The 26,179-nt window shown below is 35.7% G+C and carries 22 protein-coding genes; 14 read left to right on the plus strand and 8 right to left on the minus strand.

Annotated elements, in window-relative coordinates; all coding sequences use genetic code 11:
- Positions 1-7: 7 nt before the first annotated feature.
- Genes hdrC through hdrA form a run of 3 tightly spaced genes read left to right on the plus strand, consistent with a single transcriptional unit; the run spans position 8 to position 3,842 of the window.
- The gene (gene hdrC / locus E7Z77_RS07420; protein ID WP_292752224.1) at positions 8-601 is read left to right on the plus strand and encodes a ferredoxin:CoB-CoM heterodisulfide reductase subunit HdrC; all 594 of its coding nucleotides are present in this window, start codon (positions 8-10) and stop codon (positions 599-601) included.
- Complete coding sequence (gene hdrB / locus E7Z77_RS07425; protein ID WP_292752227.1) at positions 598-1,539, plus strand: ferredoxin:CoB-CoM heterodisulfide reductase subunit HdrB; 942 nt, start codon at positions 598-600, stop codon at positions 1,537-1,539. The genes hdrC and hdrB overlap by 4 nt, the downstream gene beginning before the upstream one ends.
- Positions 1,536-3,842 carry a ferredoxin:CoB-CoM heterodisulfide reductase subunit HdrA gene (gene hdrA, locus E7Z77_RS07430; protein WP_292752230.1) on the plus strand — a complete coding sequence of 769 codons (2,307 nt, stop codon included), beginning with the start codon at positions 1,536-1,538 and terminating at the stop codon, positions 3,840-3,842. The genes hdrB and hdrA overlap by 4 nt, the downstream gene beginning before the upstream one ends.
- Positions 3,843-4,128: 286 nt before the next feature.
- On the opposite strand, the gene E7Z77_RS07435 is transcribed toward hdrA, so the two are convergent.
- The 3 genes from E7Z77_RS07435 to comD form a co-directional block, all read right to left on the minus strand.
- On the minus strand, positions 4,129-4,389 hold the full coding sequence (locus E7Z77_RS07435; RefSeq protein WP_292752233.1) for a helix-turn-helix domain-containing protein: 261 nt from the start codon (positions 4,387-4,389) through the stop codon (positions 4,129-4,131).
- Positions 4,390-4,503: 114 nt separating this feature from the next.
- A complete protein-coding gene (gene comE / locus E7Z77_RS07440) occupies positions 4,504-5,040 on the minus strand; it encodes a sulfopyruvate decarboxylase subunit beta (protein ID WP_292752236.1) in 537 nt (178 codons plus the stop codon).
- A 4-nt stretch (positions 5,041-5,044) separates the two neighbouring features.
- Positions 5,045-5,536 (minus strand): sulfopyruvate decarboxylase subunit alpha, encoded by a 492-nt coding sequence (gene comD, locus E7Z77_RS07445; protein WP_292752239.1) that lies wholly within the window; start codon positions 5,534-5,536, stop codon positions 5,045-5,047.
- A 155-nt stretch (positions 5,537-5,691) separates the two neighbouring features.
- On the opposite strand from comD, the gene cofH reads away from it, so the two are divergent.
- From cofH to E7Z77_RS07460, 3 genes are all read left to right on the plus strand, one after another.
- Positions 5,692-6,810, plus strand: coding sequence for a 5-amino-6-(D-ribitylamino)uracil--L-tyrosine 4-hydroxyphenyl transferase CofH (cofH, locus tag E7Z77_RS07450; RefSeq protein WP_292752242.1), 1,119 nt, complete (start codon positions 5,692-5,694; stop codon positions 6,808-6,810).
- Between the two features lie 14 nt (positions 6,811-6,824).
- Positions 6,825-7,412, plus strand: a complete 588-nt coding sequence (locus E7Z77_RS07455; RefSeq protein WP_292752245.1) for a deoxynucleoside kinase — start codon at positions 6,825-6,827, stop codon at positions 7,410-7,412.
- 96 nt (positions 7,413-7,508) lie between these two features.
- Positions 7,509-9,971 carry an ATP-binding cassette domain-containing protein gene (locus tag E7Z77_RS07460; protein WP_292752248.1) on the plus strand — a complete coding sequence of 821 codons (2,463 nt, stop codon included), beginning with the start codon at positions 7,509-7,511 and terminating at the stop codon, positions 9,969-9,971.
- Here the strand turns inward: E7Z77_RS07460 and E7Z77_RS07465 are convergent.
- Positions 9,966-10,223, minus strand: a complete 258-nt coding sequence (locus E7Z77_RS07465) for a hypothetical protein (protein ID WP_292752251.1) — start codon at positions 10,221-10,223, stop codon at positions 9,966-9,968. The genes E7Z77_RS07460 and E7Z77_RS07465 overlap by 6 nt on opposite strands.
- Before the next feature lies 1 nt (position 10,224).
- A complete protein-coding gene (gene priS / locus E7Z77_RS07470; RefSeq protein WP_292752253.1) occupies positions 10,225-11,202 on the minus strand; it encodes a DNA primase catalytic subunit PriS in 978 nt (325 codons plus the stop codon).
- 147 nt (positions 11,203-11,349) lie between these two features.
- Here priS and E7Z77_RS07475 point away from each other — a divergent pair, with 147 nt between their 5' ends.
- Positions 11,350-11,865 carry a hypothetical protein gene (locus E7Z77_RS07475; RefSeq protein ID WP_292752258.1) on the plus strand — a complete coding sequence of 172 codons (516 nt, stop codon included), beginning with the start codon at positions 11,350-11,352 and terminating at the stop codon, positions 11,863-11,865.
- Here E7Z77_RS07475 and E7Z77_RS07480 read toward each other — a convergent pair whose 3' ends face one another.
- Positions 11,866-13,197, minus strand: a complete 1,332-nt coding sequence (locus E7Z77_RS07480) for a DNA primase (protein WP_292752261.1) — start codon at positions 13,195-13,197, stop codon at positions 11,866-11,868. It abuts the gene before it with no gap.
- Between the two features lie 158 nt (positions 13,198-13,355).
- Between E7Z77_RS07480 and metG the strand changes: the two genes are divergently transcribed.
- The 5 genes from metG to E7Z77_RS07505 are packed head-to-tail and all read left to right on the plus strand — an operon-like array spanning position 13,356 to position 19,134.
- Entirely contained in the window at positions 13,356-15,347 is a 1,992-nt protein-coding gene (gene metG, locus E7Z77_RS07485) for a methionine--tRNA ligase (protein WP_292752264.1), read from the plus strand.
- Between the two features lie 10 nt (positions 15,348-15,357).
- The gene (locus E7Z77_RS07490; RefSeq protein ID WP_292752268.1) at positions 15,358-16,935 is read left to right on the plus strand and encodes a DUF530 domain-containing protein; all 1,578 of its coding nucleotides are present in this window, start codon (positions 15,358-15,360) and stop codon (positions 16,933-16,935) included.
- A gap of 7 nt (positions 16,936-16,942) precedes the next feature.
- Entirely contained in the window at positions 16,943-17,407 is a 465-nt protein-coding gene (locus E7Z77_RS07495; protein ID WP_292752271.1) for a hypothetical protein, read from the plus strand.
- A gap of 36 nt (positions 17,408-17,443) precedes the next feature.
- Positions 17,444-18,457 (plus strand): glycosyltransferase 4 family protein, encoded by a 1,014-nt coding sequence (locus tag E7Z77_RS07500; RefSeq protein WP_292752274.1) that lies wholly within the window; start codon positions 17,444-17,446, stop codon positions 18,455-18,457.
- 8 nt (positions 18,458-18,465) lie between these two features.
- Positions 18,466-19,134: a 2,5-diamino-6-(ribosylamino)-4(3H)-pyrimidinone 5'-phosphate reductase gene (locus E7Z77_RS07505; protein ID WP_292752277.1), complete on the plus strand. Its 669-nt coding sequence runs from the start codon at positions 18,466-18,468 to the stop codon at positions 19,132-19,134.
- Positions 19,135-19,138: 4 nt separating this feature from the next.
- Here E7Z77_RS07505 and E7Z77_RS07510 read toward each other — a convergent pair whose 3' ends face one another.
- Positions 19,139-19,603, minus strand: a complete 465-nt coding sequence (locus tag E7Z77_RS07510; protein ID WP_292752280.1) for a DUF2115 family protein — start codon at positions 19,601-19,603, stop codon at positions 19,139-19,141.
- Positions 19,600-20,265: a histidinol phosphate phosphatase domain-containing protein gene (locus E7Z77_RS07515; protein WP_292752283.1), complete on the minus strand. Its 666-nt coding sequence runs from the start codon at positions 20,263-20,265 to the stop codon at positions 19,600-19,602. Before E7Z77_RS07515 ends, E7Z77_RS07510 begins: the two co-directional genes overlap by 4 nt.
- A gap of 87 nt (positions 20,266-20,352) precedes the next feature.
- On the opposite strand from E7Z77_RS07515, the gene E7Z77_RS07520 reads away from it, so the two are divergent.
- A complete protein-coding gene (locus E7Z77_RS07520) occupies positions 20,353-21,576 on the plus strand; it encodes an FprA family A-type flavoprotein (RefSeq protein ID WP_292752286.1) in 1,224 nt (407 codons plus the stop codon).
- Positions 21,577-22,742: 1,166 nt separating this feature from the next.
- The coding region (locus E7Z77_RS07525) for a Cna B-type domain-containing protein (protein WP_292752289.1) at positions 22,743-26,179 on the plus strand (3,437 nt) is incomplete at its 3' end.

Genomic DNA, 26,179 nt, shown 5'->3' on the forward strand with positions numbered 1-26,179 from the left:
TGAGTGTATGCAAAAGATTACAGATTCACCAATAGATTTTGCTGAGCAAATCATTGAGGATGTTAAAAACTCAAAGGATGATGGCGTTTTGAAATGTGTCCAATGCGGAATGTGCACATCAACATGTCCTGCTGCAAGACACAGTGACTATAACCCGAGGGATATCATTGAAAGGGTTTTGGATGGTGATACTTCAATATTGCAAGACGATTGCATTTGGAACTGCTTTTATTGCTATACTTGCCACAGCGTATGTCCTGTAGGAAACAGCGTATGCGAAGTTAACCAGATTCTAAAGCAGTTTGCAATAAAAAACAAGATCGGTTATGACAAGCTCTATGAATATCTGGGTTTTGCAGATTCTTATTTTACTGCAGCAATCGGAGCAATTCCAGAAATATTTTTTACAGACATTGACCGTGACGTTCCAGGCTGGTGGGATTTCAGGCAGCATCTTGATGAAATCAGGAACGAATTGGAACTGGACCCTCCATTAATGCCTTCAGAGGAAGTCATAGATGAAGTAAGCAAGATATTGACAGTTACAGGATTCAAGGATAAAATCGAAAAGATAAGGCAAACCCAGGAGGGAAAAGAATGAAAAATGTTCCTGATAAGGATATACTTTTATTTAGAAGTTGTCTTGTAAGCGTAGAGTATCCTGGAGTTGAAGCTTCAACAAAATATGTTTTTGACAAATTGGGAATTGATTATGCAATTTCAGAAAAACAAACATGCTGCACAGGATTAGGCCATTATTCAGATGTTTTCGACCAGATTGACACAACAGCTATTGGTGCCCGCAATTTCAAAATTGCACGTGATATGGGTCGTCCAAATATGGTCATGATGTGTGCGACATGTTATGCAATCAATAAGAAGTCAGTGAAGCTACTGAACAAAAAAGATAATTTGAGAAATCACATTAACCAATTATTCGATGATAATGATTTGGGCCATCTCAAATACGAAAAGGATGACCTTAAACCAACAGAAAACATTTTCCATGTCGTAGACATATTATACGGAAAGAAAGATGAAATCAAAAATCATATCAAGTATGATTTAAGCGATTATACGATAGCCACTCACCATGGCTGCCATTACTGTAAAGTGCACTATGAAGACACTATCGGCGGAGTGAGGGATCCGAATATCATGGATGAACTCATCGAGGAATGCGGATGCAAAACAATTGGATGGTATGACCACAAACGCGCTACATGCGGAACAGGTTTTAGACAGAGATATTCCAATCCTGAACTGTCCTTTACAGCAACCGCCGATAAGATGAATGCGATTGCAGATGAGGATGTTGATATTCTGGTTCATTTATGTCCGAATTGCCATATTCAGTTTGACAGGTATCAGCATTTGATTGGTGAACGTGAAGGCAGAAAATTCAGAGCAATACACCTGAACATTGCACAGTTTATTGCAATGGCCATGGGAGGGGACTTCGATAAGGTCATTGGTGTTAAAGCTCACACAGTACCGATTGATTCTGTTATTAAGGAGCTAAAGGAGGTTGAACAATGAGAGAGGATTTGAAAGTTGGCGTTTTTTTATGCGAATGCGGTGGAAACATTGCAGATGTAGTTGATTTGGATGAGGTAAAATCTTCACTTGATGTGGAGTTTATAGGACAGTTCGAAAACTTATGTTCCCTAAATGGCCGTAAGTTAATCAGAGATGCTGTATTTGACCATGATTTGGATAGGGTTGTCGTTGCGGCATGCTCTCCAATAAGCCATGAAAAAACATTCCAAGACTATGTAAAACCTCTCAATCCGTATCTGATGGACATGGCAAACATCAGGGAACAATGTTCCTGGGTACATTCGGACAAGGAAAAAGCCACACACAAGGCAATCACTCTCATTAATGCATCAATTGAAAAGGTAAAGCAATCTGATGCAGTAGACCCTATATATTGCCAGACTCCAGATGAAGTTGCTGTCATTGGAGGTGGAATAGCAGGAATGAATGCTGCATTATCCCTTGCAAAGCAGGGAATAAAAGTGACCCTTATAGAGCAGTCCCCTTCAATTGGTGGGCACATGGCAAAGATAGGTAAGGTTTTCTCGCCTGTTAAAATTGCCGAAGAATGTGGAATGTGTCTTTTAAACCCAATTTTAAATGAACTGGTCTGGAATGAAAATATTGAAGTTATAACCAATGCCAGAGTGATTGAAGCGGAAAGAAGGGCAGGAACATATAATTTAATTGTTGAAAAATCTCCAAGATATGTTGATACTGAAAAATGCATTGCATGCGGAAAGTGTGCTGAAGCATGTGAAGTTGAGGTTCCGAATGACTGGAACGATAATCTATCCATGCGCAAGGCAATTTACAGGCCGTTCGGACAGTCATATCCTGAAGCTTACGTAATTGATATGGATAACTGTGATAAGTGCAGCAATTGTGTCAAGGCATGCAGCATGAAGGCAATTAAGCTTAGAGGAAAAAGTGAAAAGATTCTTCTGCAGGTAGGTTCAATCATTGTTGCAACAGGCCATAAGCTGTTTGACATGGAAAAAAGACCCGAATACGGATACACACGCTACGATGATGTGATAACACAGTCAGAACTGGGTCGTATTACAGGTGTAAACGGACCAACAAAAGGAAAGCTTCTCAAAGCTAATGGAGAAGTTCCTAAGCGTGTTGTGATGATACAGTGCGTAGGTTCAAGGGATGAAAAGCCGGATGGACATAGATACTGCTCAAAAATATGCTGTACTGTTGCACTTAAAAATGCAAACATTATCAAGCACAAATATCCTGAAACTGATGTCCTAATATGTTATACAGATGTCAGAACTCCAGGAATGTTTGAAAAATACTATAAGCACACCCAGGAAAACGAGGTTCGTTTCTTAAGGGGCCGTCCAGGTGAAGTGGTTAAAAAAGGAGATAATTTCATTGTCAGAACAGAAGACACTCTTAAAGGGGAATTTGTTGAAATCGAAGCTGATATGGTTGTTCTTTCAACTGCAATGGAACCTTCTGAAGGTACAAAGGAGATTGCAGAAATCCTGAATGTTGGAACAACCGAAGATGGTTTCATCAAGGAATCACATCCTAAAATCAAGCCTGTAGCTACTGATGTTCAAGGAATTTTCGTTTGCGGAACAGCGCAGGATCCAAAGGACATCACTGATTCAATCATGCAGGCAACAGCAGCTGCCGCCAAAGTAAGCGAATACAATCATGGTGGTGTTGAAATCGAACCGTTCATTGCAGAAATTGACAACGAAAGATGCATACTTTGCGGCGAATGCATATCCAGATGCAAATACAAGTCAATGAGCATAATTAAAGATGAAATCTATATAGATCCGATGAGCTGTACAGGATGCGGAAAATGCCTTGTGGGATGTAATCAAAGAGCCATTACCGTCAATGGTAACATTGATGAAAAGATCATGTCAACAATCAAAGGAGTACTTTCTAAAAAAGAGGAAGGCCAACGCATGATTCTGGTATTCCTGGATAATATCGGATACACTGCCGCCGACAATATTGGAGTTAACAGATTGTCATATCCGGAATCAATACACATCATCAAGGTCATCTCTGTAAATAGGGTTCGTCCAAGACACATAAGATATGCCCTGGATAACGGCGCTGATGGAGTATTCATTGGTGAATTCCCTGGTGATTTGATGTATGATGAAGTGGAACGCAAAATCCAAAGGGTAAAGGATAGAATCTTTGAGTTGGGTGAAGATCCGGAAAGGGTAACATTTTCAAAAGTTTATATTCCATACTTCTCAGGGCTTGCCCGTAAATTCATAGAATTTGATAAGAAGATTGCCCAGTTGGATGATGCTAAATAAGATTGCTTGATATTAACTTTGATGAAGGCATAACCATGTCTTCAAATATTATTTTTTTTAATCAATGATATGATTCATGTTTGATTAACTTTACCCATGTTTAAAATGACTGCTTGCTAGAAACTTTAATTTTTATAGGTGCTACTTTCCAATATCTGAAATGTTTGTTAGATAATCTGATTTTTAAAAGGAGTGGTCTATATAGCAATACGCTTTTTCAGTTAATATTTAAAAAAATAAGAAAATATGGAAAGGGATGAATTTTTTTTAAATTTCAAATATGTGGCTACAGTTTTTTGATTATCTCCAATCCCAAATCTGTACATTTGTATAATCTGCCTTTTCTCACTTCTTCATTTAAGCAGATTACCAAATCCTTTTCTTTTAAATCGGAAAGGGCAGCTGAAACTTGACTTGTCTTAACGTTTATTTCTCTTGCAATTTCAGAAGGCATTTTTATTTCATTGCCAATTGCCCTTAATGTTTCGGTTCTATATGGGGAAATCTTAATGTAGCCAAGTAATCTGTAAGTTTCATTTTCATCCATATTAATAATTGTCTAATTTGAATAACAAATCTTTATATATCATTTACATTTTTTTGCATGTTTTTAATAATAATTTATTACTATTTTAAAAGACATTCATTTATTAGGAAAGATTCAGAGGATATTCATAAATCTGTTTTTGATTGAAACAGGATCCAAGTCGATTATAGGAGCCTTTGAATTTCCAGGTTCTGTAGTGTATACGATAAAGCTAGTGTCGTCACTTTTAATAAAATCCTTTAAATTTATATCCTTGAAGTTATAGCTGTTTACAAAACCCACACCTTTTGCAACAGAAACCAAATCCAGGACCTGAGCATAGGTATCCTGATTTCCGGTTGAACCATATGCGCCATTATCTATTACAATCCAAGTTAGGTTGTGGGGATTATTTGCAAAAACTGTTACAAGTGAACCCATGTTCATTAACAGTGAACCGTCACCGTCAATGACGACAATGTCCTTATCCGGTCTGGCCAGCGCCAATCCGAGTCCGATTGATGAGGCAAGACCCATTGATCCAATCATGTAGAAGTTTTCATCCCTGTCTTCAATATCATAGAGTTCTCTTGATGGAAATCCAATATTGCAGACTACCAATTCATCATCAATGCATTTCATTATGTCTTCAATAGCTTCTCTTCTTGCCATGTTATCACCAGTATTTAATTTCCAGAAGTAAGCTCACAGGCTTTCCCTCTTCAACGGACAAATCCCATGCTTCCTTCAAATCCTCATATGCCCCTTCAGGATTTCCAGGTTTGAAAAATTTGAAATCCATAGCTTCAAGTATCCTAGGTGTTGACTGGCCCATCGGCACCTGTCCACATATGTTTTCACCTTCAGTTCCCCTATGGCTCATAATCATAAGTAAAGGCATTTCATAAAGTTCAGTCAATGATTTCAATGCATTAACAGAGTTTCCAAGCCCTGAATTCTGCATTAGGATGGCAGGCTTTTTACCTCCAAGATAAGCTCCCGCACAGATTCCAATTCCCTCTTCTTCACGTGTTACTGGAACATGGATGATTTCTTCATCTTCATTTATCATATCTAATAATTTTGATAAGTTGACGCATGGAACACTTACGATAAAGTCTATTCCAGCATCCTTAAGCCCATCAAAAATAGCTTCACTACTATCCATATTATCACATCTTGATTAATAATTATTTTATTTATCTTATTTATTATAAAAATATATTTAAATCCATCTAATTCAATTTTATTAATGTACCTTTTGCATACATTAATTTAAATTAATAGTAACCTTTTTATTTAACTTAAAAATAATATAAAATCATGTTTGACAAACTACCTATCTCTTCTAAAACAGAAAGGATTTTAACCAAATCCTTGGATGAACCAATAACTGTTGAAGAAGCAAATCATTTGATGAATATTAAAGGGGCTGATTTGTACCCTTTACTGGCAACTGCTGATTTTCTAAGACAAAAAATCGTTGGCGACAATGTAACATTCATTAATAACTGCAATATTAATTTTACCAATATCTGTACAGTCAGATGTGGTTTCTGTGCATTTGGAAAGGATGCAGACGACCCTGAAGCTTATCTTTTAAACGATGAGCAAATTATGGAAAAGGCCAGGGGAGCTGTTGAAAACGGCGCCCGTGAATTCACATTGATGGGTGGAGTTCTTAAGGATGCAGACATTGATTATTATGTGCATCTGCTTACTTTATTGAAAGACAGTTATCCTGATGTTGCAATACATGGATTTTCACCGACAATGGTTCGTGATGCATGTTTGGTATCAGGAATAGACATTGCAGAAGGTTTTGAAATGCTTAAAAATGCAGGTCTTGACACATTGCCTGGAACAGCCGCAGAAATTTTGACCGACAGGACAAGGGAGATAATCTGTCCTCAAAAGGTAAGCGTGGCTGAATGGATTGACATTGTCAAGACTGCTCAGGAAGTTGGAATTCCAGGTTCAGCAACAATCATGTATGGGCATGTGGAAACTTTAGAGGAAAGGGTAGAACATATAGACATTATTAGAAAAATCCAGGAGGACACTAATGGATTTACAGAATTCATTCCAATGACATTCATGCACGAATACTCTCCAATCTTTTTGGAAGGCCAAAGCGATTTGGGAGCTACAGGAACCCAGGATTTAAAATTATATGCAGTTTCAAGACTAATGCTCAGGGATTTAATTCCAAACATCCAGGTATCATGGGTGAAAATGGGTTTCAGATTTGCTCAAGTATCACTTACTGCCGGAGCTAATGATTTGGGAGGAACATTGGGTGGAGATGAATTGTCCGAAGCTTCAGGAGCACCTGATGGTGTTGATGCATCAATTTCTACATTAAGTAGAATGATTAAAGATTTGGGCAGAAATCCTATTGAGAGAAATTCCACATACTCTGAATTTTATCCGATTGAGTAGGTTATGGGTGCGTTATGAATAAATTTATTGTAATTGACGGATTAGACGGTTGCGGAAAGGATACTCAGGTTAACTTATTGGCTGAAATGTATGAAGATAATGGACGTGAGGTTGTTATACGTTCACATCCATGTTCAGACAATAAATTTGGTCAAAAATCTAAACAAGCCCTTTTAAAAACAGGTAAAATCAATCATATCAAGGCCACTCTCTATTATGGTCTCGATGCTATCAGATCTGTTCATATGTATTATTATAACAAGGACACTGATGTCCTGATATTTTCAAGGTATACTCTGGCTGTGGCATACCTTCCGAATGTAGTCAATACAATTGTCTATAAAATTGTTTCATTTGTCCTTCCGAAATCTGACTGCATGTTCTTTTTGGATGTTACACCGGAAGAATCCTTAAGGAGAATAAAATCCCGTAATGAAGCCGAAGAAATGTTTGAAAACATTGATGCACTAAGGGAAGCACGTTCCAAAACAAAAGTCGCCACATATGAGTGGAATGTCATTCCTGCTGACGGATCTCCGGAAGTGATTTCAGAAAAAATCATAAACATATGCCTTGAATCAGATAAAAAAGCTATCGAATAAATTTTTACTTTTTTTAATTATCTTTTTATTGCAATTCAGCCACGATGGTAAATTAATTGACAAATTTTATTAAATCTCATTTTAAAATAATAAAGTATGTACCAGGACATGATAATTATCCGAGGAGCAAAAGTCCACAATTTAAAAAATATTGATGTGGACATTCCTCTTGGAAAAATTGTGGCAGTTTCAGGAGTTTCTGGAAGCGGCAAATCCTCACTAGCTTTGGGGGTATTGTATTCTGAAGGATCTCGTAGATACTTGGATGCTTTATCAACCTATACTCGCCGTAGGATTTCACAATCCCAAAAGGCACATGTTGATTTGGTTCAGTATGTTCCTGCAGCCTTGGCATTGCATCAAAGGCCGAATATTCCAAGCATCAGGTCAACATTCGGAACTTCAACTGAACTTTTAAACTCTTTAAGGCTATTATATTCAAGATGCGGCAATTACACCTGCCCCAACGGGCATATCCAGGAGCCTACATTAAATGTTGCCCGTGAAATTCCTATAAAATGTCCTGAATGTGGTGTAGAATTCTGGGGTTTAGGTGCTGAGGAATATGCATTCAACTCAGACGGTGCATGCCCTACGTGCAGTGGAACAGGTTATATAAGGGACGTTGACGACTCAAAATTAGTTTCCGATGAAACAAAAACCATTGAAGAAGGTGCGGTCGATGCATGGAATCAGTTTGGTATTTCCTGGATGTATCATGTGGCCGGAGAGCTTGGCGTCAGACTGGATGTTCCATTTAAGGATTTGACCGATGAGGAAAAGGAAATTGTTTATGAAGGTCCTGCAGTTAAAAGATACATTAACATTCCTTCCAAAAATGGTAAACTGTTTGAATTGAATGCTGAGTATAGAAACGCCCATAAAGCTATTGAAGAAGCTTTAAAAAACGCAAAAACAGAAAAGGGATTAACTAAGATTAATAAATTTTTAACGACTAGGATATGTGGCGATTGCGGAGGAACCAGATTAAATTCAAAAGCTCGCGAAACTCTTTTTGGTGGAATCAGCATATCTGATGCCTGTAAAATGAATCTGAAGGAACTGACATCCTGGATTCCTGAAGTCATCGATAAATTACCTGAAGGTGTTAAGGAGATGGCCTTGGATATCTCTGAAGAGTTTATGGATAATGCGAAAATCCTTTTGGATTTGGGCTTAAGTTATATTTCACTTGACAGGCCTTCAAATACATTGTCCACCGGAGAGCTTCAAAGGGTCCAAATTGCAAAAACATTAAGGAATCGCACAACAGGTGTTCTGTATGTGCTGGATGAACCTTCAATCGGCCTTCATCCTAATAACGTCGACGGTTTAATCAGTGTAATAAAACGATTGGTTGAAGATGGAAATTCCATTATTCTGGTTGACCATGATACAAAAATATTGGGAATTGCAGATTACATGATTGAAATGGGGCCTGAAGCCGGTGCAGATGGAGGTAATATTATTGCAAAAGGAACTTTGGATGAGATTAAGGATAATCCATCTTCACAAATTGCACCATTCTTATCAAACTCTGAAAAGATTATAATAAGGGATAAATCACCAAACATCTTTGAAAATGGGGAAATAGAAATAAAAACTTCCAAAATTCACAATGTGCAGGAAATGGACATTAAAATTCCCAAAGGCAAATTGACTGCCGTAACAGGAGTATCTGGAAGTGGTAAAACAACACTGCTTCTGGAAGCATTATATCCGGCTGTTAAAGCATACATTAACGATGAAGACTTGCCTGAAGGGGTCCGTGATGTGGATTGCGGAGACATTAAAAAGATAGACCTGATTGACAGTGTCCCAATCGGCAAAAATGTAAGGAGCACCGTTGCAACTTACTCAAAAGTCCTGGATGATTTAAGGCGTGAATTCGCCAAATTAACTGATGAATACAAAATGGCTGACTTTTCATATAATACTGGAAAACTGAGATGCGAAACATGTAACGGGACAGGGCATGTTTCAATGGATGTGCAGTTCTTGCCTGATGTTGAAATGACATGTCCAGATTGCGACGGTCTCAGATATGATAAGAAAGTTGATGAAATAACTTTTAATGCTTTGTCGATTGCGGATGTCATGAGCTTAACTATTGATGAGGCATTGGAGGAATTGTTTGAACTTAAAAAGGTCACATCAAAATTGCAGAAGCTATCTGATTTGGGTTTGGGCTATCTTACATTGGGGGAGGCGACTCCAAGCTTATCCGGTGGAGAAGCTCAAAGATTAAAATTAGCATCCGAAATTGGAAAATCACAAAAAAATTCAATATTCATCTTTGATGAGCCGACAATAGGTCTTCATCCATTAGATGTTAAAGTTCTAATCGATGTATTCGATAATTTAATAGAAAAAGGCGCTACTGTTATTGTAATTGAACATGACTTGGACTTGATAGCTAATGCGGATTATATCATTGATATTGGAATAGGTGAAGACTTCACTGCAGGAGAAATATTGGCCAGCGGAAGTTTGGAAGAAATCATTAATTCTAAAAATAGCTTGACAGGAAAATATCTCAAAATGAAGGAACTGCTATAAAACTTCTTTTATTCCTTCGTTTGTGATAATCATCAATGAAGTGAGATTGTCAATGACAATTGAGGCTATCGGATGAGTTTGTATGTCCTTGTGCATGAAGATTATTTCCCTTTCAACGATATCAATCCAATTAACATGATAGACTACAACATTATTCACAATCAGTCCTAAAAATTGTGGAACAAACCTGTTTTCGTTGATTTCTTCAAAGTACTGGTTTTTTCTCAAAATGTCTCTTAAAATGGAATCCATATCAAACACCTTTCCTTTCATATACAAATTTAGGAACTGCTTTATCGAACGGATCAAAGCTTTCCCTGTTTTTCACTTCCATACACTTCATGCTTACCTTTGAGTGGAGTGAAGAAGGAAGCCTTAATATTCTTTTCAAATCAATTGTTACCTTGGCATCAATTGTTGCAAGATTTACGCGTGCCATCGCTTCCACGAAATTTTTATAACGTCTTGGACCTATATCCCGTTTGAAATAACCCCAATCATCGTTTTCCAAGTGATGTCTTGAAGCCATGATGTCTTTCATCAGCTTTGGGTTGATTCCGTCTATTTTTTCGTTACCTACGAGATGTTCTACATTGAACTTAACCTTATCTGTGAATATTTTGGAATAGCCAATAGGAATTGTGAAGTGTTCGAAGTTAAAGCTCTGATTTGAAACTTCAGAATTCATGAACTGGGATTTGGGAACTTCAGCGCCTGCGACATACTTCAGGACTTCAGACCTAAGCTCGCTGTTCGCTGTCATCATTTCCTCATCAAGTATCCTGATATGATATCCTCTGCCGGAATAAACTAAATGGATATTTTTAAGCCCTAAATCAGATTCCAATGTGTCAATTAGGGAATTTACGATTTCCAAAGCTTCGCCAAGACAAGTTTCACAAACTCCATCGCATTGACAGGACCTGATAGGAATATCCTTTGCATCCACATCAAAAATGTATTCGGCTTTCAGCCAGTCCTCTCTTCTTCTTGGATTGTTGTAAAAAGCTACAGAGATGTATGCTGCAAAGGGAGCTTTGTATCTTAAGAACTTCCTTAATGACTCAGTTCCGCCGAATACCTTATATCTATCGTTAGGACCTCTGCCGTTATGGTCAAAACCGAACTCCCTTTTTTTCAAATCTTTAGCTATGAAGTCCGGAAGGTCTTTGATGTCCCACTCTTCGCGGTAATATTGCCTTCGCTCTTTAAGTGTAGCTTTAGAAAACATGATTATAAATTACTTTTTTAAAGTATTTATTTATTAGGTAAGCGTGCATTTTCATTTAAGTGTCTTTGGCACATGGACATAAAAGTTGTTTGTCGTCCAGGCTTCATTCAATAAGTTTTATTAAATATTATTTGAAAATATAAATTCATGGAAGAGATTGTTGAAGTAATTGGCGTTGAACATTTAAAAACCATTCTGTCAGGATTAACGCCAGAAGACATTGTTAAGCCCGCTTTTGACAATTGGATGGTGGGCATTAAAACAGGACATACTGTATTGAACCTTGAAAACGGTAAAGTATATGGTCTTGGAATAGAATTGAACCAACTTCCTTTGGCAGATAATATTTATATTGAATTGTTCACGATTAAATCACATGAAGACCCTATTTCTGAAGAGGAATTCTTTTCAAAAAGTGAATATGAGGAATTTTTGGAATTCAGCAGCGATGATCCCTGTGAGTACATTCCGGATATCATAACAGAATTCTGTGAATTAAAGGACATCGATGAATATGAAAGGAAAATTGGCATTCTGGCATATAATTTTGAAAAGAACGAGCAGGCCAATTATAACATGTGGGAATCAAAAATATTAAATAAATATTATGATGCAATTCATGAAAACCATAATCCATTCCAATTTTCTCAAAGCAGCATGTGATTATTCTTCTTTTGCCTGGTTATCCAACTGGTATTTTTTACGTCCGTAGCAGGATAGGGGATTGTTTATGCCTTTGCAGGATTTGTCGGGATGGCATAGATTTGGAAGATGTATTTTAATTTTTTCGCAGCTCATTGGAGTGTACCATTTGGTTTCACCCTCATGATTGATGTTAAGTGTTTCGTGCATTCCGAAGCCCAGTTTTGAGATGATGTTGATTTTTTCCTGCGGCTGGTCTTCAAACAGGGGTGGTGTACAGTTGTCTGCGGCATCAAAAATCAGTGGCAGGATTTCATTTTCTGTAATTGATAAGTCTGGATCCACATCCGAAACTTTGATTGTCTCATCGGAAGCGAATATTCTTGGATATAACCTTGCATATGATGCAAATGATGTTAAAAGAAGAACTATTGCATCGTTACGTCCACCGGATGATACTCCTTCGACTGTAGCTTTTATGCATGGAGGAAACGCTTCAGGATTTAATTTTCCGGCTTCAACACTGCCGTATATTCCTCCGCTTCCTGCATAATACTGATTATATTTGCTTGTTTCTTCCGGAATGAATTCTTTTAATTCTTCACCGATTTTTATAATTGCCGGATGGAATTCAACTCTGGATGACATGTCCTTGATTCTTTGGATATACTCTTCAGTCTTTTGCATTATCAGTCTTGATAGGATTTGCTCCTTAACGCTGTCACCAATCAATATTCCATACATCCTGTCAGGGCTTCTGTCATGGAACTTGTCAGCAAATCTGTCCAGAAAATCGTCCTGTTGGAGAATGATGTCCCCATTGTCGATTAAAAGGTCAGTCAATTTCAGTTTTTTTGTTGAAATGACTTCCTTTAGGGATTTCCAGTTGATGGACCCGTCGGTTTTTACTTCATCAAGAACTTCATCGATTATTTCTGCCCTGACCATTGGAGGTATTTTGGCCAGCCTTTCTAAAATAAGGGTGCCCTGTGATTCAATGAACAGTCTGCTTTCACGGGAACCTAAGTTGAACTGAACTGCAATGGCTTGACACAAAATGTGGAATGTCACTACATCCTGAGCATAGAGTTCGCTGTTGGTCATGTATTCGAATTCTGATTGGGTAAAATTCTTGTTGTTCTTTTTCTCAATCGCCCATTGTATACGCTTTAAAGCAAGATCATGGTATGATTTGGGAATTATTGAATCATCTGATATCTTCTGATTGGTAGTGCGGGTTATGATATCGATTAGTGTCTCATCTTCATCGAATATTTGATTTAAATCCCCGTAACCTCTTATGATTCCTCTTCCCTCATCGGATAATGGGTTAATATAAGAAACTTCAGCCATGTTTTTAACTTTTTATTTCCTATATTAAATAGCTATCCTATTTTTAAAATCACTTTTTATTCCAATTTATAATATTATAACAGTGTAAAAATATTAATTATATTAAATATGAGTAACATAATTATATCATGTTTAAAATAGATAAGGGGATTAGATAAATGTCAAAAATTTTTATTTCATGTGCACTTCCTTATGCAAATGGACCATGTCATTTGGGACACATCCGTTCAACCTATTTGCCGGCGGATATCTACGCCAGGTACAACAGGATGGTCGGCAATGATGTGCTGCTCGTCTGCGCAACCGATGAGCATGGAACTCCAATTGCAGTAAAGGCGGATAAGGAAAATAAAAAACCGATTGAAATTTCAAAAAGATACCATGATATGATTGTAAAAGATGTAGAATCAATGAACATATCATTGGATAACTTTACCAGGACCACTGATGAAAAGCATTATGAGATTGCTAAGAATTTCTTTAAGGACTTATATGATAAGGGATTTATCTATAGGGAAGATATTCAACAGTTATATTGTCCGAACTGTAATAAGTTCCTGCCTGATAGATATGTGGAAGGATTATGTCCGGTCTGCGGGTCTGAAGCAAGAGGAGATCACTGTGAAAAATGTGGAAGAGCATTGGATCCAACAGAACTCGATGAACCGCACTGCATTACCTGCGGCACCACTCCAATAATCAAAGACACCTTCCAATATGCATTCAAGCTATCCGAACTGGAGGATGACTTAAAGGAATACATCCAAAACAATGAAAACTTTCCGGCAAACGTCAGAAACTATGCATCCAACTGGCTGAATGATGGATTGAATGACTGGATTTTGACAAGAGATATGGATTGGGGTATTCCAGTGCCGCTTGAAGAGGCCAAGGGCAAAGTATTATACGTTTGGATTGAAGCATTCTTGGGTTACATCTCATCAGCAAGCCAATGGTCAGAGCAATCTGGCATTAAATGGGAAGAGTATTGGAATGACTTTGTAGTTCATTTCATCGGAAAGGATATCATCTACCACCATTCAATATTCTGGCCAGGATTATTAAAGGCATACGGATGCAAATTGCCCGACATGATTTACGCTGGAGAATTCCTGTCCCTTGAAGGGGAAAAGATGTCTACAAGTAAAAACTGGGTTATTTGGATTGCTGATTTTGTAAAAGATTATGAACCTGACCTTTTAAGATATTACTTGACAATCAACGCTCCTTTAAATAAGGATTCAGACTTCTCATGGGATGACTTCCAGAGAAGGAACAATGATGAGCTGGCTGATGTAATCGGAAACTTTTTGCACAGGACATTCACATTTACCCGTAAGTATTTTGACAATAAAATCCCTGAATATGTCAATCCTTCCGAGGAAGACGAGGAATTCAGGAAAGCTATTGAAGAGTTGCCTGAAAAAGCCGGAGAATATATCTCCAACTTCGAGTTCAGGGAAGGATTGCTTGAAATATTTAAGGTTGCCAAAAAGGGAAATAAGTATTTCAACGATCAGGAACCTTGGAAAGCTGTAAAAGAGGATATGCAAAAAGCAGCTAATTGCCTTTATTTATCTAATCAACTTGCAAAAACATTGGCTTACACATTGAAACCATACTTGCCAAGCAAAGCTGATAAGATTGCAGGAATAATGAATATCGATGATTTGTCCCAATGGAAAGATGCGGCAGTAGCCCTTCCAAGCGGATATGAAATAAATAAGGCAAAACCTTTATTCAAAAAGATTGATGATGAAGTGATTGAAGCCGAAAAGGCCAAATTACAAGAAAACTTAAAAGAAAGCAGTGAGGATGAAAGCATGAGTGATTTAATCAGTATTGATGATTTTGATGAAGTAGTAATTAAAATAGGACAAGTTTTAGAAGCGGAAAAAATTGAAAAATCCGACAAATTATTGAAATTGCAGGTCGACATCGGAGAGGAAAAACCAAGACAAATCGTAGCAGGTCTTGCAAAATTCTATTCCTCTGAAGAATTGGTTGACAGAAAAGTCTGTGTTGTAGCTAACTTGCAACCAGCAAAATTATTCGGAACTCTATCTGAAGGAATGATTCTTGCAACCGGTGAATCCGGCGCATTATTATCCCCAGATGAAAATGGAAAAGTCGGCGAAAGAATTCAATAATTAGATTAAAATGCAAGAGTCTGTCCTAGTAAACAAAGCTGAGAACTATTTAAAAGAAATTTCAAAAGATTCTATCAATATAGATGATATTGAAGATTTTGAAAATTTCAAGAATCTTTATTTTAAGCTAGATGACAGACTAAAATATTTGCAGAAACTGAAAGAGGATATGGATGACCAGGGTTACACCACCCCTTTCACACCCATAAATAAATACGGACCGAAATCCACCAAAGATGTGGCGATTGAGGAAATCGGTGAAAACAGCCGCCATAACCAGATATTCATTACACGTGCAAATGCCAAGAAAAACATTCTGGAAAGGGTTAAATCCGCAATAGATTCCCATAAGATTGCAATCGGAAACCTTGAACAGTTCGGTTATGTCAAATGCAATTCATGTTATAAGCAATATTCAATCAGCGAATATAAGCAGATGGATGCCAAATGCAGCTGCGGATGCCAAGGATTTACCTTTAAGATAAGAAAAGAAGCAGCACATAGGATTAACATCATCCCATACCTGCCGTTATCAGGAAATTATATGGTTTTGAGGAGTGAACTCTGCGGCTATGGAAGAGAATCCCTTAAAAAAGTTTTAAACATACTTAAACAAGAACGTAAAGGTGTTGTAAAGACAGTATCTCTGCGCATAAGATTTAAAGATAAGAATAATCGTCTGATTAGGAAAAAAATAACTTTAGGTTCTGAATTTGTAAACAATTATGAAGAGGAAGTCAGAAGGATATACGGAAGGAATGTTAGGATAGAAGGTTTGGCATTCCATAGGACCAAACCCGCCATCATTGATGACAAGCATGCAAGAACAGCTTTGGCCCTTGCTTATGTCAGATATGCCGAAGAGATTATAGATAGCATCAAAGATGATATATTAAAAAGAAGATTGACGGATTTTAAAAGGCTTAATAAGTATTATGATGTCATTTCCGAATATGAAAATCAAAATCCTGATTTCATTGACAGATATGATTTGAATGCAATTGACCAGTGGAGAGAATCAAAGATAGAAGAGGAATTCATCAAATTAGGATATTTTGACAGGTATGGAAAGATGAAAAGATCCCTTAGACGTGATTTGAAAATAAGGGATAATATCTACAGGAATATCTTCGTAAACATTGCATCAACCTTAATAATCTGGGACATATTCAGATATTACCTGACAACCTCAAACAACTCCCGCAGAATAAATAACGGACCTTTCCCATATATACGCGTTGAATTGGACAGGGAACAAAGGAAAGTTTTTCAGGACGGCTATTCCAATGTAATAGAAACATTGAATAATTTCACAGATATTAAAATCATCCCAGTTCCTGAAATGGACCTGCTTTTATATGAAAAATTCAAATTCGAAAAGCAAATCAGAAATTCAAACATTAAATTCAACCATGTAGCCCTTGGTGCAGCTTTGATTTCCCAAAATTCCGATATTTCACTTGAAAACATCAGCAATGCATTCAATATCAACGAATCCAGAATCAAAAAAGAAATAAAGAATATAGATAACATTAAAAATCCGAAAAGCGACAAGTCCAAGGAATTCCTAAAATTGATTAAAAGATAGTGATTATATGGATGAACCCGTAACAACAGTTCATATAACAAAGGCATTAACTGCTTCAATGATTGTGGATTTGATAAATGAATATCCGGACTTGGTTGAAATTACTTGCGCTCCCAGCGTATATGAGAGAACATCTTCAACATATATTGATGCATTGGAAAAACTCGATATCCAAGTAACAAAGAAATATGACTGGGGAGCCAAGTCAAAAACAAATGGTGCTGAATTTGAAGTATTGAGGCTGTCAGACGAAGGTTTATCTGCAAAGGAAATTTCTCAGGAGCTTGATATAACACTTAACAGGGTTTATTATCTGCTAAAAAAAAGTGGTGCTGATTTTGATAACACAAAAAGAAAACATGACCATAATCTGGTTAAACTCCTTAAAGATGAGGGGTTATCCGCTAAGAAAATATCTGAGAAATTAGATATTCCTCTTAGAAGTGTTTACTATATTTTAAATAAAAAATAATTACTTATTTTAATAATGAATGTCATATACTTAATTATGATGATTTTACCACAACTTCCTTTATATGTTATTGCTATAATCTGTGGTTTGCTTTCTTTTTTTATAACCAGATTATCCATGCCTAAAATAATTAGAAAACTTGAAGCGGCAGATATTGTTGGAAAGGACATCCATAAATCATGGAGGCCGGTTGTTGCTGAAATGGGTGGATTCGGAATATTGTTCGGTTTTGTAATGGGAATGTTTTCCGGAATCTACATGCACGACATATTGACCGCTAAGCTATGTATTGTTCTGATAGTTATTCTATTGGTGGGAATTATTGGAATTGTTGATGATTTGCTTGCACTTTCATCAAAAGAAAAGTTTTTCTTACTCTTTTTAGCAGGTCTTCCATTGATTTGGGCAGCACCTCCTAATGTAGGAGTATTATACCTGATTATAATACCTATTGCATTGTCAATCGGTTCTAACCTGACAAATATGCTTGCAGGTTTAAACGGAATAGAATCAGGTTTGGGCGTTATTTCAATGACATCCTTAACCATTGCATGTATAATTTTGGGAAAATATGATGTAACAATCATTTCCATGAGTATGCTTGGTGCATTAATCGCATTCTTATATTACAACAGATATCCTGCAAAGATTTTCCCTGGGGATACAGGTACACTCATTATCGGTGCAGCTATCGTATGTATTGCATTTATTGGAAGGGTAAAATTAATTGCATTCATAGTTTTAATGCCAAACATAATTGATGCTGCCTTAAAGTTCTATTCAGCGGGCGTTATGAATCGTTCTCAGCAAAAACCTACTCAATTGAACGATGAAGGTAAATTAGTGCGTCCGGATGTCGGTTTTAAATCATTGATTAGATTGGTTTTAAGGAAACCTATTGCAGAAAAGGATGCGGTCAAGATAATCTGGGCAATCGGTATTGCTTTTGGATTACTCGGTATCTTAGTTGCATTAATTATGCCGGGAATGCTTGAAAACCAAACACTTGCAAACTTCCTGCATATCAAGGAAATGTTCTATCATATTTAGGTGAAAAAATGAAGCCATACGTAATATTAAATGCTGCAATGACATTGGATGGTAAAATTGCAACAGCCACAGGTTCTTCAAATATCTCAGGAAAGAAGGATTTGGAAAGGGTTCATGAAATCAGAAAGGAATGTGATGGAATAATGGTTGGAATAGGAACTGTTCTGGCGGATGATCCAAGACTTACAGTCCATAAGATTGATGCAAATCCTGAAGATAATCCGATAAGGGTGGTTGTTGACAGTAAGTGCAGAACTCCAATCGATGCCAGAATTACAAATTCAGATGCAAAAACAATAATAGCTGTCGCCAATGAATATAAGGATGAGTTAAAGCAGTCTGAAAAGTATGAAATCTTTAAAAGCAGAGGGGTTAAGTTTTTCTTTTCAGGCGATGAAAGGGTTGACCTTGTGGCATTGATGAGCTATCTTCATGAGGAGGGGATTGGCAAGTTAATGCTTGAAGGAGGTTCGACCTTGAACTTTTCAATGATTAAAGCAGGTCTTATTGATGAGATCAGCATTTGTGTAGCTCCTATGGTTGTTGGGGGAGCGAATGCAAAAACATTCTTTGATGGGGATGGCTTTGACACTATGGATGAAGCGGTAAAATTGGAGTTGGTCGATTCATTCTCTTTAGATAAAGACTTAATTTTAAAATATAATGTTTTAAAATGAATCATTAAAACATCATATTGAACGGGACATTTTTGCTTACGCAATATCTGCATAGCGAACGCTTATCATGGATATATTTTGCACGTCCTCTGCAGTAGTATTCCCCATTCAAATAAAATACATCTTCTTTTTTGTCTTCAGAATATGGATGAAGCGGTTCTTTAGCTATTAGAGCCAAGTAGAGAGAAATGCTTTCTGTAAATCTTTTGGTTTCCTCATCACCGCCGGCATATGTGTCGAAATAAAATCCGATATCTGCACGCATATTCTTGATAACAGCATCCTTAATCTCAAAATCCTCTGAAATTTCAGTGCTGTAAATCTCATCATATACGCCGGAGTTATATTTTGCTAGCTTTTTAGTTAAAGGGTCCTTATATCTATCATCAGTAACCTTATTTCTCAAATATTCTATAGGATAATCCTTTAAATCTTCACGAATAATATTTAAAAGTTTGGATGCTTTCATAGGATTCCTCTGCTTTTCAGAAGTTCACGAGGATTATCAACAATTGCTTTCATAACTTCATCATGAGTTAATCCGGCCCCTAATCCTATTTCATATGATTTTTCAAAGGTTATCAAATCGCTAGGTGCATGTGTGTCTGTATCAACAAGGAGCTTGTTTCCAACTTCACGGGCGACGTTTGCAACATGGCCGTTTCCAAGGCAATGCCCTTTACGTGCTGAAATTTCAAGATAAATATCATTTTCCTTTGCAATTTCGGCTTCTTCAACAGTAATCAAACCAGGATGGCCTAAAATGTCAACATACTCTGATTCAACTGCAGCTCTGTTTGTTCCAGGAGTTACAGGTTCGTTCAATGTTTCACCGTGGACCACGACAATTTTAGCGCCTAAATCTTTGGCTCTTGCAGCTATTCCGTCAATGGATTCGATTGGAGCGTGTGTAACTTCAGCACCCAAGACAACAGTTATGTCCCAATTGGCATTGATGTCGTCAATCGCATCTTGAATGGCGGGAATTGTATCGACATTTGACCAATCTACATGATCTGTTATGGCTATTACTTCATGATTTAATTTTAAGGCTCTTCTTGCAAGTTCTGATGGCAGCAATTCGCCGTCACTAAATAAGCTGTGCATATGTAAATCAATTCTTTTGTTCAAAATATAACCTCTTTATATTAAATATAATATTTTATATAATACATAGAATATAAATTTATATAACTTAAATATTTTGAGGTTATAAATATGAAAGCAAAAGCAGTAAAAATGGCTGATGGTGTTTACTGGGTTGGAGTAATCCACTGGCACAGTAGAACTTTCCATGGATATGGAATCCCAGGTACTACTTACAATGCTTATTTAGTATTTGGTGAAGAAAAAACCGTATTAATTGATAATGTTTACAGAGGAATGTTTGAACAGTTCGATGCAAGAGTAAAGGATGCATTTGAACAAGAAGGAAAAGACTTCAAGATTGACGTATTTGTTCAAAACCACTCTGAAATGGATCATTCAACATTTTTAAGAGAAACTATTGCTAAATACAACCCGGATGCAGAGATATATGCATCACAAAACTGTATTAATTTCTTAGAAGCACAATACCATAATTTCTCAGATTTGGAAATCAATGCCGTAGCTACCGGTGATGAATTGGATATCGGTGGAAGAACTTTAAAATTCGTATCCGCACCTATGCTTCACTGGCCTGACAGCATGTTCACATTCCTGGCGGAAGAAGGAATCTTATTCTCAAATGATGCATTCGGTCAGCATGTGGCTCACTCCAAAAGATTCGATGAATACTATGATACTGAATATTTGATCAGGGAAGCACAGAAATACTATGCAAACCTTGTAACTTTAGGTTCCCCAATGCTTAGAATGAAATTGGATGAATTGACCAACAATGGCCTTTTGGAACAAATCAAAATGATTGCACCATGTCACGGTCAAATCTGGAAAAATCCCGGTCCAATCGTTGAAAAATACGTTGAATGGGGATCTGGGGTCTGCAAAGATAAGATTACTGTTATCTTTGATACTATGCACCATTCAACTGAAAAACTCGCTTACCAAATCGCTGAAGGTATTATGAGTGAAGATGTTGAAGTAGCAATGTATTTCATGCAGGAAGATGGTCCTGATGATGTAATAACAGATATTCTTGACTCTAAAGCTATTGCATTAGGTGCTCCTACAATGATGAACAAACCGTTCCCAAGAATTGGTAACATGATGTACTGGTTGGATTGTGTTAACTTCAAAGGAACTGGCAGTGAGAAAAACGCATTAATCTTCTCATCCAAAGGATGGGGTGGAGGAGCTATTGCTAAACTACAAAGAGATTTGGAAGAAGCAGGCTTTACTGTAACTGATACTTTAGATGTTTTATTTGTACCTGATGAGGATGTTTTAGCTGAAGCATTTGAAAAAGGTGCTGAATTAGCTCGTTCCATTAAAGAATAATTTTATTATTATTCTTCTTTTTTTTATTATTTTTATATTGTAGATTTTTTTAATATTATTTTAAATCCCTTTAATTGTTATCATTTTGAAACTTTGGGTTTTGTTGGGTTCAATTTCAAATATTCAACCATATTTGCATTGTTTTATTTTTGAAATTTCATGAATTATAAAAAGTTTGCAGTAAGAATTGATTTTTGTCAGGAAATCACTTTTAATGGTGTAATTTTTAAAATTGTCAGGTGATTTGTCTTTTTTGAAAAAATCTATTGTAGAATTTTTGTTGCAAAAAACAACATTTAAACTATGGGTCTTATGTAATTTTTTTTTAACATTTTTCATGGTCTGTGGGAAATGAAAAATATAGGATATGCAGGTTTCACATTGATTTCATGTTGGAAGAAATTATTCGGTTCAAAAAATATGTTCTTTTTTAGATTAATGTCTGATTGTGGAAATCGTTTGCAGATTCTGTTTTTTTTTTTAGTTTTGATAAATCCTAAAAAATTGCTCCAATCAATTTTTAATAATTTTTCATTTAGTTCAATAAAATTAATATATTTTGTTCGTATTATAAACAACTTAGATTTGGATATTATTATGGTTTAGTCATTAAATTTTATTTTGATTGGTAATTATTCATAGTTATATAAAAATTTTAAATTATATTTAACTAATTTCTTAAATTATTAAATGGCGTAAGTATTTTTAAATTTATTAAAAAAAGATACTTTTTTTATTATTCTGCTTATTTATTCAATTTTTTTTATATTATTTTATTTATTTTTTTTAAAAATATTTAAATATTCAAATGAAGTAATATATATTCTGCAGTAATGTTTTTTTAACATTCTGTAATAAATTATTTACTTAGAAGATGTTTTATTCAAATTAAAACATTTTAATAATATAATTTAAGATTTATTGAGTTAAATCAAATCTTTAAATAAAAAATCAAATGTTAATGTTTAATTTAACTGATATTATGGTATTATTCGGCTTAGTACTTATAATGATAATTTTAATTAATTCAATTAGTTGATTTTTGTTGTTATTTGTATAAAAATAGTTGATTCTATTATTTATGGGTTTAAATTAACTTGAAATAAATTTAATTTATATTATTTGATTAGTTGGTTATTTGATTTGACTCCCTATGAGGGAAAAAAATGAAATTTAATAAACTAATGAAAATTTTATTAATACTTTTAGTATTATTCGTAGTTATAGGCACTGTTTCAGCTGCAAGCAATTCAAATAATAATGCTGTGGTTGGAATGGATAATGGAGATTTAGTAGTTGATCATGGTAACCCTTTAAAAGCTTCAGTTGGTGATAGCTTAGGTGAGGGGAATACTGGGAATAGCTGGTATGTAAAAGCCGGTGCAACCGGTGGTGACGGGTCAGAAGGTAATCCTTATGGAAATCTGAAAGCAGTCATTAATAATGCTAACTATAAAGAAAACGATACAATCTTTATAATGGATGGCACATACACTGGTTCAAATAATTATGGTATTTCTTTAAAGGAAAACACCACTGTCATGGCTTATAATGGAGCAAATCCAATATTCAATGCAAGAAATCAAGAATCCATATTTAAGATTTCACAAAATGGGGTAGTCCTTAAAGGATTGACCTTTATTAATGGTGGAGGTAATTATGCTCCAACTGCATCAGGTTCGAGTGCATGGTGCGGTGGAGCGGTTTTCAACTCCGGTGACAATCTTGTCATTGATAATTGTACTATTAAAAGCAATGACCCTGTTGGTTATGGTGGTGGAATTTACACTAAAGGAAAACATACTGAAATTAAAAACAGTTACTTTGAAGATTGTACTGCAAGTTTTGGGGGTGCAATAGCCATTGATGGACCTTATGCCAGCATTGTAAATAACACTTTTAATAACAATTATGGAACACAGGGTGCGGCAATCAATATTTATAATTATGGTTATGCAACAATCGAAGGCAATACATTTACAAGAAATCATGCAAACTATGGTTCAGGTTCTGCTTATGGTGGTGGAATTTATGCACGTGCCGGATATAACAATATTAAAAACTGTACATTTAATAACAATCATGCTAGAACCTATGGCGGAGCAATTATCACAGTTAATCCGAATACTAAAATAGATAACTGTAGCTTTAATTCCAATCAGATTTTTGATTCCAACTCCAATACAAATTGGGGAGGAGCGATTTACTCTCAAGGTCAAGGTACTGAGATTACAAATTCCAAATTCTATGATAATGCAGTCAGAGATAATGGTGGAGCAATCTGCATTAGAAACAATGACAATCTAGTTGAAAATTGTACATTTGATAAAAATTGGGCTGGAAGAGGTGGAGCAATTTATATTGCTAAAGTTGTTTCAGGTCATGAAATTGCAAACGCAACAATCAATAACTGTACATTTAATGAAAACGGTGTAATTACTACTATGGATGGAGAACCTAATTTGGGAACAAAAGGAGGAGCAATTTATTCATTGGGTGTCGACACTCATGTAACAAACTCTAACTTTAACAATAATCAGGCTATCAGTGGTGGTGCCATATTATATGAAAATGGTCATAATTATTTGGAAAATAACACATTCATAGGTAATAGAGCAGTCAGATATGGTGGAGGAGCTATTTCAAGCGCCCGTTTTGGAGATACTATAAACAATTGTACTTTTAAAGATAATTTTGCCCAAGGTTATGGTGGAGCTGTAAGTGCCGATTATCCAACAATTACAAATTCAGTATTCATTAACAATCATGGGGATCACGGAGCTGCAATCTGTACAATTATTGCAAATGTCTCTAACTCTGAATTCTATGACAATGTTGCTGATGATAATTGGGTCGTACTTGCTGCTACAAAATTGATTGAATCAAATAATACTCATCCCGGCCAAGTTGCGCTTTCAATGAATCATACACAATATTTAACAATGGAATATGATACAGATAAGGAAATAGCAATAATGGACGGATATTATGCTTATTGTTCAGAAGAATATTCTGATTATCCTCAGTATGGTGTATTATGGGAAAATCTAAGATATGATCAAAATTCATTAACAGAAGAAAATATTGGTGAATATCTCAAAATTTTAATTTTTAAATTTTGGAATGATGAAACACAACATGCAAATCTTCAAAAATTGGTAAATATATTTACTGATCATGATTATAGAAATAGTGATAATGAAACTGTTAAACAAGTCATAGCTTTGTATGATTCAGGATTCAGGGTTCCTACAGTTAATGCATTAAGATTTTATGATAATGGAACTGTAGCAGTATTTAATTTCAAAGAAATCATTACTCCGTCATCTACCCAGAATGTATTCGCATTTAATATTACCTACAATCCAAATGTGACAGTTGAAAAAGAGGTTATAACTAACCCTGTATTTGTAGATAAACAAGTTGATTTCAATATTACAGTAACTAACACTGGAGAATGTAATTTATCTGAGGTTTGGATTAATGAAACAGGTTTCAGCAATGCTTTAAAATATGTTTCATTCAGTTCTCCATATAACTGGACATATGATAATGAAACTAAACTCTGGATATTAAATGAAATTTTAGAGGTTAAAAAGTCAGCTTATATCATATTAACTTTCAATGTAACAGATTCAGGAAAAATGACAAACAACGTTTCTGTTGGTCTTTCAAACCATACATTTGGAAATGATACTGTAAACTTTACAGTTTACCGTCCTAATATGACTGTTGAAAAAATTACATTAAATAAAACAGTTTACATTGGAAATGAAACTACATTCACAATTGTTGTAAAAAACAATGGGGACTACAGATTAACAAATATCAGAATATTTGAAGAAGTTCCTCAAGGTTTACGTTTCGATGGTAAGTTTGAAGGTGAAAACTGGTATAATAAGAAAAATGAATTCGTTTACATTGGAACTTTAGAACCTAATCAATCAACTAGTTTAAATATAACTTTTACAGCAATTGGAAATGGAACTTGGATAAATAGGGTAAATGCGACATCAAACGAAACTGAAAACAAGTCTTCAAATAATACTACAGTAGTGTTAAAACCTATTGAAATCAATGTTACTAAAGTTTGGAATGATAGTGATGATCATGATGGTTTCAGACCTGATAATGTGACCTTTGTGTTGCTTGCTGATGGTACTCCTGTTGATCAAGTTGTTTTAAGCGGTTCTGGTAATGTTTGGTCAGGTAGTTTCACTAATTTACCTGTTTACAGTGATGGTAAAGCGATTGTTTACACTGTTGATGAATTGTCTGTTGCTAATTACACTAAGTCTGTAGTTAATGACAGTTTTGCAAACTATACTATCATGAACACTTATGTGGTTAATTTCACTAGTGTGAATGTTACTAAAGTTTGGAATGATAGTGATGATCATGATGGTTTCAGACCTGATAATGTGACCTTTGTGTTGCTTGCTGATGGTACTCCTGTTGATCAAGTTGTTTTAAGCGGTTCTGGTAATGTTTGGTCAGGTAGTTTCACTAATTTACCTGTTTACAGTGATGGTAAAGCGATTGTTTACACTGTTGATGAATTGTCTGTTGCTAATTACACTAAGTCTGTAGTTAATGACAGTTT

Origin of the sequence: Methanobrevibacter sp. (genome assembly GCF_015062985.1) — an archaeon.
Taxonomy (GTDB): Archaea; Methanobacteriota; Methanobacteria; order Methanobacteriales; family Methanobacteriaceae; genus Methanocatella.

Bases quoted from the DNA above. Each gene is read 5' to 3' on its own strand.
- E7Z77_RS07500 (WP_292752274.1), top strand. From the start codon at position 17,444: ATGATGATTTTACCACAACTTCCTTTATATGTTATTGCTATAATCTGT.
- E7Z77_RS07455 (WP_292752245.1), top strand. From the start codon at position 6,825: ATGAATAAATTTATTGTAATTGACGGATTAGACGGTTGCGGAAAGGAT.
- E7Z77_RS07460 (WP_292752248.1), top strand. From the start codon at position 7,509: ATGTACCAGGACATGATAATTATCCGAGGAGCAAAAGTCCACAATTTA.
- cofH (WP_292752242.1), top strand. From the start codon at position 5,692: ATGTTTGACAAACTACCTATCTCTTCTAAAACAGAAAGGATTTTAACC.
- E7Z77_RS07495 (WP_292752271.1), top strand. From the start codon at position 16,943: ATGGATGAACCCGTAACAACAGTTCATATAACAAAGGCATTAACTGCT.
- comD (WP_292752239.1), bottom strand. From the start codon at position 5,536: ATGGATAGTAGTGAAGCTATTTTTGATGGGCTTAAGGATGCTGGAATA.
- hdrB (WP_292752227.1), top strand. From the start codon at position 598: ATGAAAAATGTTCCTGATAAGGATATACTTTTATTTAGAAGTTGTCTT.
- comE (WP_292752236.1), bottom strand. From the start codon at position 5,040: ATGGCAAGAAGAGAAGCTATTGAAGACATAATGAAATGCATTGATGAT.
- E7Z77_RS07465 (WP_292752251.1), bottom strand. From the start codon at position 10,223: ATGGATTCCATTTTAAGAGACATTTTGAGAAAAAACCAGTACTTTGAA.
- E7Z77_RS07475 (WP_292752258.1), top strand. From the start codon at position 11,350: ATGGAAGAGATTGTTGAAGTAATTGGCGTTGAACATTTAAAAACCATT.
- hdrA (WP_292752230.1), top strand. From the start codon at position 1,536: ATGAGAGAGGATTTGAAAGTTGGCGTTTTTTTATGCGAATGCGGTGGA.
- E7Z77_RS07520 (WP_292752286.1), top strand. From the start codon at position 20,353: ATGAAAGCAAAAGCAGTAAAAATGGCTGATGGTGTTTACTGGGTTGGA.
- hdrC (WP_292752224.1), top strand. From the start codon at position 8: ATGCAAAAGATTACAGATTCACCAATAGATTTTGCTGAGCAAATCATT.
- E7Z77_RS07435 (WP_292752233.1), bottom strand. From the start codon at position 4,389: ATGGATGAAAATGAAACTTACAGATTACTTGGCTACATTAAGATTTCC.
- E7Z77_RS07505 (WP_292752277.1), top strand. From the start codon at position 18,466: ATGAAGCCATACGTAATATTAAATGCTGCAATGACATTGGATGGTAAA.
- E7Z77_RS07490 (WP_292752268.1), top strand. From the start codon at position 15,358: ATGCAAGAGTCTGTCCTAGTAAACAAAGCTGAGAACTATTTAAAAGAA.
- E7Z77_RS07510 (WP_292752280.1), bottom strand. From the start codon at position 19,603: ATGAAAGCATCCAAACTTTTAAATATTATTCGTGAAGATTTAAAGGAT.
- priS (WP_292752253.1), bottom strand. From the start codon at position 11,202: ATGTTTTCTAAAGCTACACTTAAAGAGCGAAGGCAATATTACCGCGAA.
- metG (WP_292752264.1), top strand. From the start codon at position 13,356: ATGTCAAAAATTTTTATTTCATGTGCACTTCCTTATGCAAATGGACCA.
- E7Z77_RS07480 (WP_292752261.1), bottom strand. From the start codon at position 13,197: ATGGCTGAAGTTTCTTATATTAACCCATTATCCGATGAGGGAAGAGGA.